An 18,258-nucleotide genomic window follows, 5' to 3' on the forward strand; every position below is an offset into this window, starting at 1 on the left:
ATTGACTATTAAAGGAGGGAGAGGCAAATGAAGTTCAGCGTATTAGAAAGAGCATTAGAAAATAATGACGTGGAAAAAGTAGCACTATTATTGGGTGAAATATCCGCGGATCAACATCAGGAAGCAACCAAAATACTGATAAAGTACCTCATCCAAACGGAAGACAAACATTTAAGAAATTTGCTTGCTATCGCCCTACGAGATATTGGAAATGAAGAAGCAATTTCTCCTTTGATTAATTTGCTTAGCGATTCCAGGACACTCGGAAGTAGGGGAACTTTGTTGTATGCGTTAGAACCTTTTGATTGTACGGCGCATTTAGAGATAATTATCCATCAGTTTTTGACTGGGAATTTCGAAGTACAAGCAGGTGCTTATCAACTTATAGAATCCATGAATAGAATCGTGTCTGGTGATGTATTATTGAAATCCCTGCAAAAGGTAAAAGAGCGACTGGACGAAATTGAAAGACAACAAGAATTACATACTGACGTATTAGATTTTCTGTTTGATTTGAATGTAACTTAATCCTAATTAAGTTACATTCAAATCAAGTCAGGTCCAGTGGTTATTCTTCGTCACTAAAGTTGATCCTTACGCCGACTATCTCTTTGAAAATATTGTATTTAATACTTACTTCATACATGCCATCTCCGTATCCTGACATGGCGATCGCGCCCCCAGGGATTGTCCCACCTTGGTCATCCGATGCTACCGTATCCGAACAGGCAACATAGTATTTCAATCCTTTTTCATCCATTTCGATGCCGTAAACGTTTTCTACTTCACCGGGAATACTTTCATCCTTCCCGAATACAGCAGCATCAAAGATGCCAGCCTGTGCAGAATCAACGCCGATCAGCCGATCGCAGACATGCCATTTGCCACTCGGTTTCTTTTCCGCGAAATAGGCCGTTAATGTTTCAACGACTTCATCGTCTGTATAAGAAATAGAGGCTGTCCAGTGCCCTTTTTTTACATTCGATAAATGAACTTGCATCTCTGTGTCTTCGGTTGAGTAACAGGGATCCGTCACGATCAGCTCGCCACTTTCTACTGCGAAATGGCCGATTTCTTGAGACTTTCCGGTATTCTTTTTGGGAACAAACCAATCGATGAACTCATATAAAGTGGACGATTTATTTTCTATATTTCCACTTTTGGCTGTCCAGCGGTAGACATGCTCCTGCATCCACCTTTTTCGGATGCGGTAGCAAAGTTTATCGCCACTCTTACTCTCTCCAATACAAAGCATATCAGCAGGTAAGTTTTCAGGTCTGTTGGATTGGTTTTGAATCATGATGAGTGAAAATAAGACCCATTCGCCAAATTCGGCGCCATTCGTTTCTAGATAAAGATTCTTGAATTCATCTGGGAAAAGTGCCCCTAGTTGTTTTTCAGCTTTTTTTAAATCGACCAATGAAACGCCTGTCTTGATTGATTTCGAATCAATTATATCAATTACTTTTTTCATACCTTATCCTCCATTTGTAATCCGATTGCGAAAGCGAAATTTTGTATTTGTTTTTTCTTGAAAGAGCTACAAAATCGTTTATCACTATTTTACCAAAATCAAGCAGAAAGAATTTTAAATAATTTTTAAATGTAACTTATTAGCAATGAAGTTACATTTAACTTAGCAACTGAGTTAAAGGAGGAAGACGCACAGATGGAAGAAGAACTTGAAAATCTAATGCTGCTTAGTTTCTCAGATCTTTTTTTGGTCCAGTGCCCAAAGTGCAAGAACTGTGCCAGCGTGTTCACTCTCGAAAATCCGCTAGGTGTAGATGAATCAATTGTGGTAAGAGGAAATAAATCTAAGCGGGTCGCTTGTAAAAGCTGTGGCTTTTCAAAAGATATGCATCCAAGAAAACGATCAAATCATTATGAATATGAGTTTAACTTATTTGAACAAAATCCAGAAGCTGATTGGTATTTCGGCCTCCCATTATATCTTCAGATGTCATGTTGCGGGCAGCAGTTATGGTTCTTGAACGAGAGGCATTTGATCTATGTTGAAGCGTATTTACAGAAAACCGTTCGACCGTCCGAGACATATTATATGAGTGTTGAAAGCCGGTTGCCTAAGTGGATGAAGAGTGCTAAAAATAGAACAGAGGTTTTGAAAGCAATCAATAAACTAAAAGGGGAAATATAATTATTTGGGGAAGTTGTTTCGATAAAATATAAAGTAAGCAAGAGCACATTCGAACACGAGCTAATACAGTTACAAGGTTTTTTTGTTTTGGGTACAGAAAAATTAAGTGAAATGAGAAACGGGTTTATGGATATTTCCAACCAATTCGGTTGAGGCTCAACTTTAGTGAATAATTAAATTCGAATGGTGGTGCAAAAATGGAATCTTATCCATCGGAACTGGACTTAATATCTTTATTCGAATGTATGCCAATAAAAAAGGATGAAAAAGAACTATTCGAATACGATGAAACCACTTTTTTATTCCGTACTGAAAACAATGCTTTTGAAGTAATGATATCTCCCTTCTACAATAGATTCTCACTCATAGCAAAAAATATATTAGGGGATGAAGTTATTGGTTATTATAACTTTCACACGGTCAGTAAAATTGAAGTTATCTTAGATCGCAAAAATGATTCCTCGCTGCGCTTATTTATGGAATATGATCGAAGCGAATTCATAACGCTCGTTGAACTTACGTTTAAGCCGGAATTTAAAGTAATTATGAAAGACGTATATAGTTAAAAATAATTCTTTGCAGTGTGCCTATGCCTATATCATTATTCAACGGAACTTTAACCGGTCTAAATAAGAGCTCGGGTAAAAAATATTAATGAGTAATCAGTTTCCATATCTCGAATTATCGAAAGAGAAGAAGCTCAATCATGAGTTTTTTCTTTTTTTGTCTGAATAAGGTTACTTTTACGAACGCTTTTCTGAGGGAATCTGATAACAGAAATATAACGAAGTAGAATTTCAGAAAGTTCTATTTATAATCAAAAATAATGGATATAATTGGTATGATGAAAGAAATCAATAAATCTACTACTTGAAATGGGTTGGACAACTTATGGAGATATCTTTAAATTTGTTACAAGAAGTCGATGCAGAAGCGTTATTTAAGTTTGAGTCTGAAAATCGATGGTTTTTTGAAAAGATGGTTCCAAGTCGAGGAGACGATTACTATTCTTTCGAAACATTTTTAAGAAGACATCAAGAATTGCTGAAGGAACAAAAGGAGGGCCTTTCTTATTTTTACCTGATCACCAATGATGTTGGAGAAATTGTAGGAAGAATCAACTTGTTTGATAAAAAAGATGACATAGCAGACATAGGATTTAGAGTAGGCGCAATATACGTGGGAGAGGGAATCGGAAATCAGGCATTAAATCTACTATTGAAAACTGATCTAAGTGTGAAACAAATACGTGGGAAAACGACGACTGTTAACCATGCATCGCAAAAGGTGTTAGAAAGAAATGGGTTTAAGCAAGTTCGAGTAGGCGAAGAAGAATTCGAAATGAACGGGAAAATAATGAAGTTTATACATTATTTGTGGGAAAATGAAAATCCTCGTTTGTAAAAGAGAATGAATCGATTTTATTGCTACTCAATTTATAAAAAAATTAAGAAAGTCTGTCTTACGTTTCAATCAGATTCGAACCTGCTTATTAAAAGTTTGAGACCAATATAAGGTTAAGAAATTTGCCTTGGTGAATGTAACTTATGTGCAGTTAAGTTACATTCAGCAAGTTACAAAGTACAAAAAAGAAGGAGGATTTGTATGAAAAATAGAATCTTGTTCGCGGTTATTTTATTTTTTGTCTTAGGATCAGCCGCGATTAGTGGTACTGATTCAATTAGTCAAACGGCTAAATCAATATTCCATGGCATCGGTATGCTTACTCTAGGCATAATCGGAATTGTTAGTCTGTATAACTTTTTCGAAAAAGAGAGAAAAAAAGAAAGTATGTAGTTCTCATTAAATTTTAAGTTCTTATTAATTTTTGTTCCGAATCTGAATGTAACTTAATGTGAATTAAGTTACATTCAGTTTCTTATTTTCAGATGCTGCTTAACTACGTAAAGTAAGGGAGGTCCAATTCATTGAAGTATTCACAACGGGAGTTTTCCCTTGAACTAAAAGAGTTGATAAAAGATACTGAACAATCATTTTGTGCTTATAACAAAGTATTGCTAAATGAATACGGATCAATTTTTACTAATATAAATAAGAAACTTGTCCTCGAATTAAAAAAATTAGGAAAAGACCCATTTGAGCCTAATTTTTATTCTTTCGTTTCTGTAGAAATTGAATTAGATAAAATCACAAAAGTTAAAATTGAAGTTCCGATATGGAAGACAAAAGCGTACTTCAAGGGTATTCCCCTTCCCCAAAACATCCCTGGGGGTCAAGTTTTCGGGAAGTTAATAACATTGGAAGTAGCTAAGGACGTAATGAAAGAATTTATTGAAGACAATTCTAAATAAAAGAAATCTTAGTTTTGAATGTAACTTAATAGCAATTAAGTTACATTCAATCTCCATTGTTTACAATCGATGTTCCAACTGGAAAATAGCTGGCCAACTTTTCAATTGTCGAGAAACAGGGTTCGGTTGTATAGAGGTTAAACCCATCCCCGTCATGCCAAATTTCGAGAACTGTCGATGCACCATTCATATCAAAGTGAGGCCATATCCAGGTCTTCTCACGTCCAAACCACCCCTTTTCTATCACAGGTTTATACACGATATTATCCCTGAAAGAAAAGGCGTAGAAGTTATTACAAGTTGCTATCCAAAAAGTTTCTTGTAAAACAAAAGTCAGTGAAGAAGGTTTTTCGATTGTGAGTTTAAAAACAGGAAAACGTTTGTTTTTCAGCCCCTCAAATCTTAATGCGTACTCAATGTTTTTACCTTTGAAAAGGCGCTCTAAATCATCTTCCATTCCACTAAACGGTTCAAATGTAAGACAGAGTGGAAATAGGGCTTTCGTACAAATGAACTCAACTAGCATTTCACATGTCGAATCAGAATTAGGATCATTAGCGGATTCTGAAGGGCCCATATCAAACTTCACAAGGTTTTGAACGTTGTCGCATAAGAACATTTCTCCATCCGAACCAATAGTTTCATGATTGATGTAGAACTTACTCATAAGTTTTACCTCCTTTACATTGAAGAATATCTCTAGTTCTTAGTATCACACTTTAATCTGGAATTTACAGTTTACATAACGTTGGTTGAATGTAACATAAGTCTAATTAAGTTACATTCAGTTTCCCTATTTCATAAGCTTTGTTAAAAAATCCATCAAAACTAATTTCAAAAGAAAATATGATACATTCAAAAGTCGGTGCTATGAAGTTTGAAAGCTCGAATTTCAATAGGATTGGGGTTTAGTTATCAAGTATTATAGAAGAAAAAGCTTGTAAATCTGGTATTGGAATTATTTAAGCCGTTATTAACCAGATTCGTATTTGCAGCGAAACCATTGCTGCTTATGAGGTGATTCCACGGACACTACATGGTTAAGGCAGGATGTGTGATACTAAATGTCACTCAAGACCATAAGGAGGAGATTGTTGAGTGTTATTTAGAGGCTTTAATTTTCAAGATCGCTCATCACAACATCATAAACCTAAACAAAGTCAGTTTTATGTGGAAACCAACTGCATTGTTTATCTCTTTGAACAGTTTTTACCTAAACTTCATTTTAATGATGTAAGTAGTGTCCAATTTGAGTGTTATCCAAATGCAGAATTGGCTTATCAACCTGTCATCATGGATGGGTTACTACCTGTAACGATCCCCTATAATGTAAGTGATTTTTACGATCTATCCGATCTAGAGAAAAAGAAAAAGACACTTGACCTAATGATGGATGGATTACGGGTTATTTGTAAAGACAAGGGTTGGGATGAAGAACCATTTTTATATGCGTATCAAAAGGTAGTCGAAAAAAATTATACATTCAAAAAAACGTATAAAAAGCCAAAATCCAGTCCCAATCGTAAATTGAAAGCGAAAATTGAAATAGAGATTGGGATATATGATTGTACGGCTTCACTAGTAGTTGAAGATAAAGAACAAAAGCACATCTATTCAGAAGTCCTTTATCAAACAGAGCCAATATTCGAATTGCTCTATCCATTATTGGGAGATATTAAATGGGTAGGTAATGATGAAGTCAGGGTTCATGAAAGAAAACCATGTGAACATCAGTTTAAAACAGTTTATTTACAGTAAAAAAAGCGCAAATTCATATGTCAGAACTTCTAGAATAATATTTTACCGATGATCGATAGAGTTCTTAATCGCCAAAAGGAAAAAAGCTCAACTATGAGCTCTTTGCCTTTTTGATTTGTCAAAGTGTACTTTTACGAACGGTTATTTTAACCTAAATTCTTTAAAAAGCAAAAAGCCATCAGAATGAACTGATGACTTAAGATAGTAATATTTTTAAAGTTCTTTTGTTAATTAATCTTTTTCTTTATATTTCAATTATAGCATTATAGATTTTGAATTATAAGACTTTTAATAACCCAATTTAATCCATATCATGAAAGAGAAAGATTTGGAGGGATACCATTGAGGTTTTATTCGTTCAATAAAGAAAATGGAAAACGTATCACTGCATTTAACTCGAATTTTATCATGACGCGAATTGCCAAGACAGAAAGCGCAACTCATACAGGAATTGTTTTTCTTAATCCTGGCGAGACAATTGGGTTTCATCAAGCTGTGGTTCCACAAATTCTGCTAGTGATAGAAGGGGAAGGATGGGTGAGAAGTTATACACAAGAAAAGCAACGGATCAAGAAAGGGGAAGCCGTTAGTTGGGCAAAAGGCGAAGGTCATGAAACGACCACTGAAAACGGGTTAACAGCCTTGATAATTGAAGCTGAAGAATTGCTGCCGTTTGATTCTACCAGTTCCCCGAAAACCTAGACTTTAAGCTGCTATTTAATTAATTCGAGTTTACATATCAAAACTTATAGGAAGGGGAGAAGTGTTAGATTTAGCTTCTTTCCTTCTTTTTGTTCATTTTAGAGTACTTTTACGAACGAAATTGTTTCTAAAAACATCCACCCATCAAGTCGAATTTAAAAGAGGAAAGATGAAATAATTGAACTTGTCTCTTAAACAGGACAGGAACAACGGTGTATTTCATTGGTCAATAAGAATCTCAAAGTGAATAGTGAATTTGAAATCCTAGTTTTCGATTGAAGTTCTTCCACCCAATTTATTGCCTTATGCTCCTGAATCAATCGATAAAATCATGAAAAGCATAAACCATATTCTCAAAAGTATATTCTTCTTCATCGATATGATGCTTATCAATGTACTCAAGCATGGCTAAATGTCCTTTTTCTTGATATTTTTTAAAGACTGTTTCGCCTTGAGCGACAAACCAATGGCCGAAATCTTGATAGAAAGTATCGTCACCGCCTTCTACAATCCCGCCTTCTTCACTATCAATATGCAGCTTTTCAAACTCATCATTCACAATTTGGTTGTAAATATTTTTCCATTCTTCATACAGCTTTTCTATAGTTACTTTATCGTATCTATTCATTATATCTATCAGATTTTCATATTGCTGTTCACTCGGCAAATATTCTTTTCCTTTTTTGGACTCCTCAATGATATCCCATAATAACCGTCTCATGTATTATCCTTCATCCTCTCAAATTTCTACAGTTCTTATTTTCTGAACAAATACATTTTCAATATATTATAACGATAAATTTCCTCTAATGAACGTCATAATGGTAATTAAATTAACTTTCCCTATTATTCAAAAACATAAAGTTATAATTGAATTGACAAATGTTTTAAGACTTGCATTTTTGATTTAAGGCATAGAATCATTCAAATACAGTTGAGTAATATCAAATTTTTATAGGTTACATTCGAAAATACTATCCTTATTTAAATCATTAATTTTAAAGGAAACAAAAAACTTTTAAACGAATAAACAGTTTACATATGACACCTTATCGGAAGCTACTTATAGTGAAAAGGAGAGAAGGGGCTGCACGTAGCGCATCTTTTCTCCTTTTTCTTTGCGAAAGTGTAATTTCACGAACGGTTATATTTATAGAAAAGTTAGTAAAGACATCTACTATAAAAACTATAGAATGGTAAAATAAGTATATAATTTAGTTAGTAAAAGTAAGTGAATGAAAATAATACTGAACTCACCAAGTTCTTAGATTTTAGAGGGAGTGTGGATATGGAGAAGAAAAAGACTAACAGTTCTTACCTTTATTTAATAATCGGTGCCATTGGTATGCTCTTACTAGTATTTGGCCTTCTAGAATATATATCGTTCGTTGGAAGTACAACTACACCTAGTTTCTTATTAACTTTTGCTGGTTTTCTAATACTAGTCCATTACATTTACTATTTAGAAAAGAAGAGTGGCATTAGTAATAAAGTTATCTGGGTTAAGTCTGGTCTGCTAGCTCTCTCACTACTTATTTTCACCTACACCTTTTATTAGAAAGTGAATGTAACTTATGTACAGTTAAGTTACATTCGAAAATGACTTTATAAGGGGGCAAAGGAACGAAAAAGATTTCTTTATTGATTATTCTTTTACTTGGCTTAGCTGGTTGTAGTAATGGCGGAATTTATGAATTTTCGGGGACTACCGATAATTGGGAAGTTTTTTATATGGTCGATGTCATTAACGAAGATGAACAAGAAGCGACTGGAACTCTTAAGTACGTGGGAAATGGACCAATGCCAGAAACAGTAAATTCTAAAATTGGAACCACATTAACCAAAATGGGGCAAACAGGAACACCGTTAACAGACGGAAAAGCCAAAATTGGTAGTGGCTGTGAAGGTTGCGGAACTTTTCAAAAAAATGATGAGCTTGAAATGGAAATTATGTGGGATGGACAGACAGAAAAATTAATACTGACGGATATAAAATAGTTGATATCAGAGTATATTTAAAGTTTTGCTGTCTTTTTTTGAATGTAACTTATTGTGAATTAAGTTACGTTCAGACATTCATTCCACAAAAGTTGGAGGTAAACAAATGACAGTCGGAATCGATTTTTATATTGCCAGTACACTAAAAGAAATACCTAAATCCGAAAAACATGTGAAGTTCGAGGAGGATCTGCAAGATTATCTATTGAAAAAGGAGGGAGATCCAGCAAAAAAGTACGGTCTCCTTTTAAACCTGGATCAATATAGTGATCGAATGTTTTCAGCTAGAGAAGTAAATGAACTGGTCATTATTTGCGAACATCTGCTAAATGAATACAGTGTCACCGAAAAGAAACAGTGGAAAGTGGACAAAAGAACAAAGGGAATCAACTGTTTTGCTGAAGAATTGAAAGTGCTTTGTTTGGCTGCACTGGACCGAAAGAAAAAAGTGATTGCAGTAGGAGACTAATGATATAAAGAGTAGAAACCATTACCTTTATAAAACTAGGTTCTGTCAGACATTGCTATTGATTTCACTTGTTTAGAATAGGCTATTTAGTTGAGTGAGTCGTATTTAAAGAAGGTAGGAAACAATAGTATAAATTTCCCGGGAGTAGGTCAAATATGTTTAGAGAGATAAGCAATATCAAATTTAATTTTTTTATTGGTCAAAGGGTTACAGAGGTAAATACAGAAAAAAACGCGCCTTTAGGAATGACTTTTGAAAGAGCAACTTCAATAATCGAATGTCCTTGGAGATTGAGATTGGCCACTGAAATCTTGGTGGGGTATTCAGATTGTCTCTATGCACCAGAAAGATTTTCGCACAAAGATGTAGAAAAGGTGCTACTGGGGAAAAAGATAAAACATATCTTTTTGTATGAAGAAATAGCCGATTTAATTATAGAGTTTGAAGGCAATATTTTTCTTGAATTGTTTCATGAAAGTAATTACTTTGAAGGGTGGGAATTACAAGGAGACAATGGCTTTCATTTATATTCCTTACCAGGGGGTTCTTATGCTTTGGATGAACCTTTGTAAAAGTTCTGTTTTAAAGTTTTAACTTGTAGTCTCAAAGGGATACAGGTTTACATATTCCGGATTATCGGAAGTAAATAATCCGTCAAATCATATACCTAATTATTATATATAATAAAGGCAAGGCAGTATAGAAGGCATTAAAGCCACTATCTGCCTTTTATTATTTCAGCGGTCGGATAGACTTTTAAACTTCTATTTTTAAAAATTTGAAACTAAAATCTTAAAACTTACGTCTATGGGGTGTTTAGGAAGGGGCGGTGTAATAGTTGGCTAAGAATCTTAGAGATAAAAAATTAAATGATGAACACATTGAACAGGTTATGAGTGCTTACGGTGAATACTTGATGCGGTTAATTTATCTATATGTGAAAGATTGGTCGATTGCGGAAGATATCCTTCAAGAAGTTTTTTTACTTATTATCAAAAAGCCAATCAGTTTGAACATCGCTCTTCGCTGAAAACGTATCTATCTAAAATGGCAATCAATCGGTGCCATGATTATTTGCGAAGCTGGAAAAATAAACGAATTATTTTTACTGAGACTGTTGGGAATCTACTATCGAACTCAAAATCAATTGAAGAATCGTATGAATTAGAATCAGATATTTTCAATTTAACAAGATATGTCTTAGACTTGCCGATCAAATACAGAGAAGCCATTCTTCTTTATTATTATCATGAATTCACTATTAACGAAATATCCAAACTGCTGAACTGTCCGGAAAGTACGGTGAAAACGAGATTGCACAGAGCTAAAAGTTTGTTAAGAAACACTGTTGATACAAGCGAGTGGGAGGGATTCCAGGATGAACAAATTTAAGCGGGATATCGATGATTTTATTGGCAAAAGCCCGAGGTTTAGCAAATCTTTACAACGTAATATGCTACTTCAAATGCAAGCTAAAGAACGGCCACATAAATTTACTGTAAAAAAATATGAGTGGTTCATATATGCAGCGGTTTTTGTGATCTTATTGACAGTCGTTGCGCTTTTTGCAATCCAGATTGTTAACGATAAAGGGCAAGTGCCGCAACTAACATCTACTGGTGGCATAGAAAAATCAGTAGTGACTGATACAGATACAGATGTGGACATCCCCGTTTTTGCGGAATATACGCAGCCACTAGAAATTTTTGAGTTTAACTATGATGCGATGGATAGAGGCAATCATGAGTATGCAGAATATCCGCTAGTAATTAATCCATTGGCGTATAAAGACAAAAAGATATCGCGCGGAGATGTTGTTAAATACGAATATGATTTTTTTGATGGAATGCAAGAAACCATCTCTCGGGTTATCGGTTTGCCGGGGGAAACAATTGAAATTTTAGACGGGCAAATTTTTGTTGATGAACAAAAATTGGATACATTTTATGGTAAGGCTCATCGCTTAGGAATTGGCTCTCTTGAAGAATACAATGCATGGTTTGAAAAAAATGCATCCCCTAACAGCAGCACTTCGGGAATGGAAGAGATTTTTCAAATGAGTATGGAAAAAATTTATTTAGGAGAAGATGAAGTTTTTCTCATCGGGGATGATTGGTTTAGAAGCAGTCAGCATTCATTGAAAGTAGAGGCAATACAAGCGGAAGTATTGGGTTATTATAAACCATAAAGAGTGGTTATTACACAGCCTTTCTTCAATACAAAGTAAGTATTAATTAATGAGCAGGCTTTATGATAATGTTATACTGGCTCTAAATAGTTAGGCTAGGGAGGTTCCATATGGAAGTCATATATATTGCGGGTGGATGTTTATGGGGAGTACAAGCGTTTATCAAAACCTTGCCTGGAGTAAAGGCGACAGAAGCAGGACGAGCAAATGGGACGAGTCATACACTTGATGGGGACTATGATGGCTACGCGGAATGTGTAAAAACAGAGTTTGATCCAGCAATATTGACGATTCAAGACTTAATGGCGTATGTATTTGAAATCATCGACCCCTACAGTTTGAATCGGCAAGGGCAAGATGTTGGTGAGAAATACAGAACAGGCGTGTATAGTGAAAATCCAAAGCATTTAGAAGAGGTAAAGACATTTATTCGTGAGAGAAGCGATTGTGAACGTATAGTTGTTGAAGTGCTGCCTCTTTCTAACTATGTAAAAAGTGCAGAAGAACATCAAGATAGGCTAACGAGATGTCCGGATGATTATTGTCATATCCCAGAAAAGTTGTTGAGTAAATATAAATAGTTTATGTACGTTATTACCGATAGAGAAGCTCCAGTGAGGGCTTCTTTTTTATTTCATAAATATTAGTGGAAGTAAAGTAAGCATTACAGGAAGGTTAGAATGTGGAACATCGCATTAAAGAGCGAAGAACATCATTTGGGTATACGCAAGAACAGCTGTCTGAGAAATTAGGTGTTTCAAGGCAAACAATCATTTCAATTGAGAATGTACGTTATAAACCGACTTTGGAATTAGCGTATAAAATCGTTACTTTATTTCAACTTCGCATTGAAGATGTCTTCATATTTGAGAAAGAGAGTGAATAAGTATGGAAACAAATCAACTGTTGGGTCTATTGGGATTATTACTCGGAGCAACGGGAGGGCTGTTCGAACTGTGTGGGCACGGAAGAAAGCTGCAGAAAACACCGGACGGTACGCAAGTATCACTATGAAAGCTTTAGCAAATGCCTGGAAGATCACATTGGTCGCCATGTATATTCAGTTCATCTTTGTAATTTTCGGAATGGAGTTGGCAGTAATTGAAGTATTAGGTACTTTACTGATTATTCATTTAGCTGGTTGGGCGATTTCTACGGCGTATTATAATTCCAAACTTTAAGCGGGCCGAGGAGTGATCCTATTTTTTATACAAAGAAGAGCTACACCTTCGTAGCTCTTCTTTGCGTTCAGTTGTTTCTTAAGGTAAAAAAATAAATATAGAGCAACAAATTAAGCTATGATAATTAAATTCTGAGCCTTTCTAGTTTAAAAATCTCATAATTTAAAATATTATAACTTCTAATATATTACATAAATATTTCACAATTAGAATAAATTGAAATACTGCTGTAACAGAATAAGGATTCCGAGCTGTTATACTGAACATGTTGCATTAAATGGAGGCTTTTGTGTTATTTCAACTTAACATTCAAAATATACATAGATGAAACACTCGTAATTATTGAAAGGGGATAAAACACGTGATATCGAAATGGCTAGTAACTAGTTTATCCTCTGTATTAGCTTTATCAATATTGATACCGACAGCTAACGCAGATACATTAAATGAATTAGAGCAGAAACAGCAACAAACAGAGCAACAAAAAAGTGAATTAACTTCTGATATTAGTGAAAAAGCGGGGAAAATCAATCAAAACGTATCAAAGTTAGACCAATTAACAGCGAAAATCGAAGAATTGAACACACAAATTACCGGTACAGAAACAAAAATCAGTAATGTTCAAGCGAAAATCGATAAAACTAAAGTAGAAATTGACGAGCTGAAAAAGTCAATTGAAGAACTTGAACAAAAAATAGAAGAACGTGAAGAATTGTTGAGAGAACGAGCTCGTGCAATCCAGTTAAGTGGCGGTTCTGTAGATTACATAGATGTCTTACTTGGCGCAAATAGTTTTATTGATTTTATTGATCGTTTTTCTGCGGTGAATACGTTAATAGAAGCAGACAGAGAAATCATGCGGGAACAAGCGGCAGATAAAAAACTGCTAGCTGAACAAAAAGAACAAGTAGAATCCAAGTTAGCTGAACAAGAATCCCGACGTTTAGAATTGGTTGGGTTAAAAGCTTCATTAAGCAGTAAAAAAACAGAACAAGCACAAGCTGTTCAAAACTTAGAAAAAGAACAAAAACGACTGGCAGCTGAAAAAAATGAGTTAGAATTTGAACATGCCGAAGTTCTTGAAGTTAGTGCAGATTTGGAAAAACAAATCATGAACGAACAAGCACGTTTAGCTGAAATTGCTAGAAAAGAAGAAGAAGAACGTCAGCGGAAAATTGCTGCTGAAAAAGCTGCAGAAGAGGCTCGTCTACAAGCAGAAGCAGAAGAGGCTGCAGCTGCTAAAGCCGCAGCAGAAGAAAAAGCTCGTGCAGAGGCAGAAGCACAGGCTCAAGCTAAAAGTAGTGCCAAAGCTGAATCAGTAAGCAAGTCGAAAGCCCCTACACCTGCTGTGACTCCGCCAGTAAAAGTAGAAGTTGCACCAGCACCAGCACCTAGTGCGATGTTTATTTGGCCTGCTTCTGGACGACATTCTTCAGGCTTTGGTGGACGTGATATCGGTGACGGTGCCGAATCGCATCTTGGACAAGACATTGCCAATGTAACGGGTACGCCAATTTCTGCGGCGGCAACTGGTTATGTTTCCTTTGCTGGAAACATGGGTGGCTATGGTAACGTAGTAATTTTAACTCACTCCATTAAAGGTCAAACGTATGCGACTGTTTATGCTCATATGAGTGCTATTAATGTTTCATCTGGACAGGCCGTTTCACAAGGTCAAAATGTTGGACTCGTTGGCAGCACAGGACGATCTACTGGACCACATCTTCATTTTGAAATCCATGTTGGTCCATGGAATGGCGCTCGCTCAAATGCAGTAAATCCAATGAATTATTTTTAAAATAGTTATAAAATGAAAGATTTAACCCGACCGGTAGCACTTTAAAAAGTGCGCCGGTTCGGGTTTTTTTATTTCAATTAGATGAACTTGTTCATTTCCGATTAATCCGACTGGCTTTGGGTATAGAAGTAAAAGACTGTACAGCAAGTTAGTAAATTGTGAAATAGATAATTTATGTTCGCAGTGTCAGCAAAAGGAGGATGTAGAGTGGATAATTCAATCAAAGCTTTTGTGTTCGATGTTTACGGAACCTTGTTTGACGTTACGGCGATAAAAAAAGAATGCGAGGAATTATATCCTGGATACGGTGAAAAAATCAGTCAGACATGGAGATCCAAGCAAGTGGAATATTTTATGTTGCGCCAGCTGATGGATAATTATGCCACGCTCTATGCCATTACACATGATGCATTAAAATATGCACTTAACGAAAATGACTTGCAACCAAGTAAAGAAAACGAGCAGAAGTTGTTAGCTGCATATCTGCATTTACCGCTTTACTCAGAATCTAAAGAAGTTCTTACGCAGTTAAAAGATAAAAACTTAGTGATTTTTTCAAATGGCTCTCACGATATGCTGGATCCATTAGTTAAAAATGCCGGTTTAGATGAGTTGTTTGATCAAATTTTGAGTATTGATGACGTGAAACAATTTAAACCAACACCGGCATCTTATCAATATGCGTTAGAGCAACTTGGAATCGAAAGTCATGAAGTTCTCTTTATGTCGTCTAATGGTTGGGATGTATCGGGTGCGAAAAGTTTCGGATTTCAAACAGCTTGGATCAACCGAAAAGGAATGCCGGTCGAAGAGCTTGATCTAGAGCCGGATTATATATTTGATGATTTAACTGGATTGTTAAAGTGGAAATAAAGTTTACTTGATTGTGTTTTAAAAATAAGGAGGAAACTAACTATGACAATATTGCAACTAGGGGATAAAGCACCATTATTTGAACTACCATTAGCAGAAGGTGGCACTTATTCTCTTGAACAAGATTTGACGGATCGTCCAGGTTGGAGATTTTTGGTCTTTTTCAGAGGATCATGGTGCCCAGTATGTAACCAAGATTTAAAAGAAATTGAAGAAAGCCTTTCTTATTTTGAAGGAAAAGACGTTTATTTTACGGCTCTATCAACGGATAGCCAAGAAAACTCATTGGGGATGAAAAATGAGCATAGCTTAAGCTTTCCACTCCTGTCTGACCTTACAACAGATTTGTTGGACCAGTACGGAGCTTATTACCACGGAGAAGATGCACCGTATGAAGACCATGGAATCCACGGGGAAGCTGCTCATTATTTGCTTGATGAAAAAGGGAATATTCTTTATCAACAGCAGCAAACGAGCCCTTATGGACGTCCGAGCGCAACAGAGCTTCGCAAAGTTGTGCAGTATATTAAAAAGAATTTAAAGGGATAGTTAATAGCAAACTAACATCAAATATACTTAAAAAAACCTTTGCCTATTTTTAGGCGAAGGTTTTTTTTCGACATTAATTCTCTAAATAACGATATAAAGTGGATCTACTGATACCGGTTTTTTCTTTGATTTCAGCTAAGGTAAATTGTTTGCTTTCATACAGTTCGATTGCTTTTTTTACATTTTCGTCTGCTTTTCTGGGGCGACCAGAGACGATACCTTTTTCTTTGGCAAGAGATAAGCCTGCTTTGGTTTTTTCGCTAATGGCATCACTTTGAAAGTCGGATAAGCAGCTTAAAATTTTAATGAATGGGTACTCTTTTTCGTTATTTGTATCAATATTTTCATGGATAGAAAAAAAAGTGGTCTTTTTTGTTTCTAGTATGTTTAAAAGCTCTACTAACTGCCGAGTAGAATCCGCAAAAGTGTATAGCTTGGCAACAACTAGTCGGCTACCAACTTCTACTTGTTCCAACAAATTTTCAAGTTGCAACCGATTTTTTGGAGAGGCGTGCATTTCTACATATATTTTAGTGCAGCCGAAACTTTTAAGAAGCATGAGTTGTTGTTGGCACTCTGGATCTTCAACGCTAGGTCTTGCGTAACCTATCAACAAGTTAAAATCCCCTTTCATAGCGAGTCATATCTATCATAGCACAAGGTAAAAATGTTGATAGTTCCAAAAAGGTTCTTTTTTGGGTAAAAAGATGATACACTGATTTTATTGGTAAAACGGATCGGCTTTTATGAGAGTTAAAAGTCAAAAAAAATGTAAGAGGAGTAAGTGAATATGTGGAGAAAAATTAAGACGCAATGGTTCGGAAATGTACGAGGAGATGTCCTGGCGGGAATTGTTGTCGCTCTGGCATTGATCCCGGAAGCTATAGCATTTTCAATCATCGCCGGAGTGGACCCAATGGTCGGGCTGTACGCTTCATTTAGTATCGCGGTTATTATCGCGTTTGTAGGAGGTCGCCCCGGTATGATTTCTGCGGCAACCGGAGCCATGGCGCTGCTAATGGTACCGTTGGTGCGGGATCATGGTTTGGAATATTTATTGGCTGCTACTATTTTAACGGGCGTTATTCAAATCTTATTTGGAGTTTTTAAAGTCGCAAAAGTGATGAAATTCATCCCACGTGCAGTAATGATCGGATTTGTTAATGCACTTGCCATCCTCATCTTCATGGCACAAGTGCCGCATTTTATCGGCATCAATAATTTAACGTATGTTTTCGTAGCTATTACGCTTGCCATTGTCTACATCGTTCCCAGGTTCTTTAAAGCAATCCCAGCGCCATTGATTGCGTTAGTGGTCTTGACGGGTGCTGCAATTTACGGGGGACTAGATTTGAGGACAGTAGGGGATTTAGGTGCTATTAGTCAAACATTGCCGACTTTCCTTCTGCCTAATGTTCCATTTAACATGGAAACTTTACTGATTATTTTACCTTATTCTCTAGCTTTAGCAGTGGTTGGGTTACTTGAATCCTTGTTAACAGCGAATATTGTAGATGATATGACAAGTACAACAAGTGATAAAAATAAGGAGTCTCGAGGACAAGGAATCGCCAATTTTGTCACTGGATTTTTCGGTGGGATGGCGGGATGTGCCATGATTGGTCAATCTATCATTAACGTCAAGTCAGGTGGAAGAGGCAGACTGTCGGCTTTTGTAGCCGGTGCGTTCCTCATGTTCCTCATCATTGTTTTAGGAAATGTCGTGGTACAGATTCCAATGCCGGTTTTAGTCGGAATCATGATTATGGTATCTATCGGCACCTTTGACTGGTCGTCATTTAGTTATTTAAAAAAAGCGCCAAAAGCCGATTCTATTGTTATGCTGGCAACAGTAATGATTGTTGTCTACACACATGACCTTTCAATCGGTGTGCTAGCAGGCGTACTGTTGAGTGCTATCTTCTTTGTCGCAAAGATATCGAAGATTAAAGTGAAGAAAAAATTATTGGAAGACACGTATTACGAAGTAGTAGGTCAATTGTTCTTTGCTTCAGTTGAAGATTTCCTTGAAAAATTTGACTACGAAACGCAAGGACAGACGGTTATCATTGACTTTACCGAATCGCATATTTGGGATGATTCTGGCGTTGGTGCCGTCGATCGGGTTGTCTTGAAATTCCAGGAAAATGGCAATAATGTAAAAATTGTTGGCTTGGATACAGGCAGTCAGAAGCTGATTGATCAGCTAGCGGTCTTCAACAATCAACATGTAAAATTCCCAACCCATTAAAATAGTAGAGGAGTGCTGGTG

25 protein-coding genes are annotated in these 18,258 nt (G+C 36.0%); 21 read left to right on the plus strand and 4 right to left on the minus strand.

Translation table 11 applies throughout. The features are described from left to right. Window positions 1-27 precede the first annotated feature (27 nt). The gene (locus BBI08_RS06100; RefSeq protein WP_008497256.1) at window positions 28-528 is read left to right on the plus strand and encodes a HEAT repeat domain-containing protein; all 501 of its coding nucleotides are present in this window, start codon (window positions 28-30) and stop codon (window positions 526-528) included. 40 nt (window positions 529-568) lie between these two features. On the opposite strand, the gene BBI08_RS06105 is transcribed toward BBI08_RS06100, so the two are convergent. Further along, entirely contained in the window at window positions 569-1,474 is a 906-nt protein-coding gene (locus BBI08_RS06105; RefSeq protein WP_008497255.1) for an SMI1/KNR4 family protein, read from the minus strand. A gap of 195 nt (window positions 1,475-1,669) precedes the next feature. Between BBI08_RS06105 and BBI08_RS06110 the strand changes: the two genes are divergently transcribed. The 5 genes from BBI08_RS06110 to BBI08_RS06130 all read left to right on the plus strand — a co-directional run bounded on the left by BBI08_RS06110 (window position 1,670) and on the right by BBI08_RS06130 (window position 4,470). Further along, entirely contained in the window at window positions 1,670-2,158 is a 489-nt protein-coding gene (locus BBI08_RS06110) for a hypothetical protein (protein ID WP_040850707.1), read from the plus strand. A 197-nt stretch (window positions 2,159-2,355) separates the two neighbouring features. After that, window positions 2,356-2,724: a hypothetical protein gene (locus tag BBI08_RS06115; RefSeq protein ID WP_040850706.1), complete on the plus strand. Its 369-nt coding sequence runs from the start codon at window positions 2,356-2,358 to the stop codon at window positions 2,722-2,724. Window positions 2,725-3,049: 325 nt separating this feature from the next. Further along, window positions 3,050-3,562: a GNAT family N-acetyltransferase gene (locus tag BBI08_RS06120; protein WP_040850704.1), complete on the plus strand. Its 513-nt coding sequence runs from the start codon at window positions 3,050-3,052 to the stop codon at window positions 3,560-3,562. A 201-nt stretch (window positions 3,563-3,763) separates the two neighbouring features. Further along, window positions 3,764-3,955, plus strand: coding sequence for a hypothetical protein (locus BBI08_RS06125; protein WP_008497253.1), 192 nt, complete (start codon window positions 3,764-3,766; stop codon window positions 3,953-3,955). Window positions 3,956-4,086: 131 nt separating this feature from the next. Then, window positions 4,087-4,470 (plus strand): hypothetical protein, encoded by a 384-nt coding sequence (locus BBI08_RS06130; RefSeq protein ID WP_008497252.1) that lies wholly within the window; start codon window positions 4,087-4,089, stop codon window positions 4,468-4,470. A gap of 46 nt (window positions 4,471-4,516) precedes the next feature. Here BBI08_RS06130 and BBI08_RS06135 read toward each other — a convergent pair whose 3' ends face one another. Further along, window positions 4,517-5,137, minus strand: a complete 621-nt coding sequence (locus BBI08_RS06135; RefSeq protein ID WP_008497251.1) for a hypothetical protein — start codon at window positions 5,135-5,137, stop codon at window positions 4,517-4,519. A 431-nt stretch (window positions 5,138-5,568) separates the two neighbouring features. Between BBI08_RS06135 and BBI08_RS06140 the strand changes: the two genes are divergently transcribed. Beyond that, window positions 5,569-6,228, plus strand: coding sequence for a hypothetical protein (locus BBI08_RS06140; RefSeq protein ID WP_065527856.1), 660 nt, complete (start codon window positions 5,569-5,571; stop codon window positions 6,226-6,228). A gap of 342 nt (window positions 6,229-6,570) precedes the next feature. Further along, window positions 6,571-6,930, plus strand: coding sequence for a cupin domain-containing protein (locus BBI08_RS06145; RefSeq protein WP_008497250.1), 360 nt, complete (start codon window positions 6,571-6,573; stop codon window positions 6,928-6,930). Between the two features lie 316 nt (window positions 6,931-7,246). On the opposite strand, the gene BBI08_RS06150 is transcribed toward BBI08_RS06145, so the two are convergent. Further along, window positions 7,247-7,651 carry a DUF4240 domain-containing protein gene (locus BBI08_RS06150; protein WP_008497248.1) on the minus strand — a complete coding sequence of 135 codons (405 nt, stop codon included), beginning with the start codon at window positions 7,649-7,651 and terminating at the stop codon, window positions 7,247-7,249. 920 nt (window positions 7,652-8,571) lie between these two features. Here BBI08_RS06150 and BBI08_RS06160 point away from each other — a divergent pair. From BBI08_RS06160 to BBI08_RS06210, 12 genes are all read left to right on the plus strand, one after another. Further along, window positions 8,572-8,928 (plus strand): hypothetical protein, encoded by a 357-nt coding sequence (locus BBI08_RS06160; protein ID WP_236610167.1) that lies wholly within the window; start codon window positions 8,572-8,574, stop codon window positions 8,926-8,928. Between the two features lie 106 nt (window positions 8,929-9,034). Beyond that, on the plus strand, window positions 9,035-9,397 hold the full coding sequence (locus tag BBI08_RS06165) for a hypothetical protein (RefSeq protein WP_008497246.1): 363 nt from the start codon (window positions 9,035-9,037) through the stop codon (window positions 9,395-9,397). Window positions 9,398-9,552: 155 nt separating this feature from the next. Further along, the gene (locus BBI08_RS06170; RefSeq protein WP_040850694.1) at window positions 9,553-9,969 is read left to right on the plus strand and encodes a hypothetical protein; all 417 of its coding nucleotides are present in this window, start codon (window positions 9,553-9,555) and stop codon (window positions 9,967-9,969) included. Window positions 9,970-10,235: 266 nt separating this feature from the next. Then, window positions 10,236-10,427 (plus strand): RNA polymerase sigma factor, encoded by a 192-nt coding sequence (locus BBI08_RS17115; protein ID WP_169819295.1) that lies wholly within the window; start codon window positions 10,236-10,238, stop codon window positions 10,425-10,427. Window positions 10,428-10,444: 17 nt separating this feature from the next. Continuing rightward, on the plus strand, window positions 10,445-10,789 hold the full coding sequence (locus BBI08_RS06175) for a sigma-70 family RNA polymerase sigma factor (RefSeq protein WP_236610166.1): 345 nt from the start codon (window positions 10,445-10,447) through the stop codon (window positions 10,787-10,789). Then, a complete protein-coding gene (locus BBI08_RS06180; RefSeq protein ID WP_008497243.1) occupies window positions 10,776-11,585 on the plus strand; it encodes a S26 family signal peptidase in 810 nt (269 codons plus the stop codon). The genes BBI08_RS06175 and BBI08_RS06180 overlap by 14 nt, the downstream gene beginning before the upstream one ends. 110 nt (window positions 11,586-11,695) lie before the next feature. Beyond that, complete coding sequence (locus tag BBI08_RS06185; RefSeq protein WP_008497242.1) at window positions 11,696-12,166, plus strand: peptide-methionine (S)-S-oxide reductase; 471 nt, start codon at window positions 11,696-11,698, stop codon at window positions 12,164-12,166. Between the two features lie 101 nt (window positions 12,167-12,267). Next, window positions 12,268-12,471 (plus strand): helix-turn-helix transcriptional regulator, encoded by a 204-nt coding sequence (locus BBI08_RS06190; RefSeq protein WP_008497241.1) that lies wholly within the window; start codon window positions 12,268-12,270, stop codon window positions 12,469-12,471. A gap of 124 nt (window positions 12,472-12,595) precedes the next feature. Beyond that, complete coding sequence (locus tag BBI08_RS17285) at window positions 12,596-12,766, plus strand: hypothetical protein (protein ID WP_237146578.1); 171 nt, start codon at window positions 12,596-12,598, stop codon at window positions 12,764-12,766. Window positions 12,767-13,127: 361 nt separating this feature from the next. Next, window positions 13,128-14,564, plus strand: coding sequence for a murein hydrolase activator EnvC family protein (locus tag BBI08_RS06200; protein WP_008497238.1), 1,437 nt, complete (start codon window positions 13,128-13,130; stop codon window positions 14,562-14,564). 207 nt (window positions 14,565-14,771) lie between these two features. Further along, window positions 14,772-15,437: a haloacid dehalogenase type II gene (locus tag BBI08_RS06205; RefSeq protein ID WP_008497237.1), complete on the plus strand. Its 666-nt coding sequence runs from the start codon at window positions 14,772-14,774 to the stop codon at window positions 15,435-15,437. A 42-nt stretch (window positions 15,438-15,479) separates the two neighbouring features. Beyond that, window positions 15,480-15,986, plus strand: coding sequence for a redoxin domain-containing protein (locus BBI08_RS06210; RefSeq protein WP_008497236.1), 507 nt, complete (start codon window positions 15,480-15,482; stop codon window positions 15,984-15,986). Window positions 15,987-16,059: 73 nt separating this feature from the next. On the opposite strand, the gene BBI08_RS06215 is transcribed toward BBI08_RS06210, so the two are convergent. Next, window positions 16,060-16,602 (minus strand): recombinase family protein, encoded by a 543-nt coding sequence (locus BBI08_RS06215; protein WP_065527857.1) that lies wholly within the window; start codon window positions 16,600-16,602, stop codon window positions 16,060-16,062. A gap of 174 nt (window positions 16,603-16,776) precedes the next feature. Between BBI08_RS06215 and BBI08_RS06220 the strand changes: the two genes are divergently transcribed. Beyond that, window positions 16,777-18,237, plus strand: coding sequence for a SulP family inorganic anion transporter (locus BBI08_RS06220; protein WP_008497235.1), 1,461 nt, complete (start codon window positions 16,777-16,779; stop codon window positions 18,235-18,237). The last annotated feature ends 21 nt before the right edge of the window (window positions 18,238-18,258 follow it).

It is taken from the genome of Planococcus halocryophilus, from assembly GCF_001687585.2.
GTDB lineage: Bacteria > Bacillota > Bacilli > Bacillales_A > Planococcaceae > Planococcus > Planococcus halocryophilus.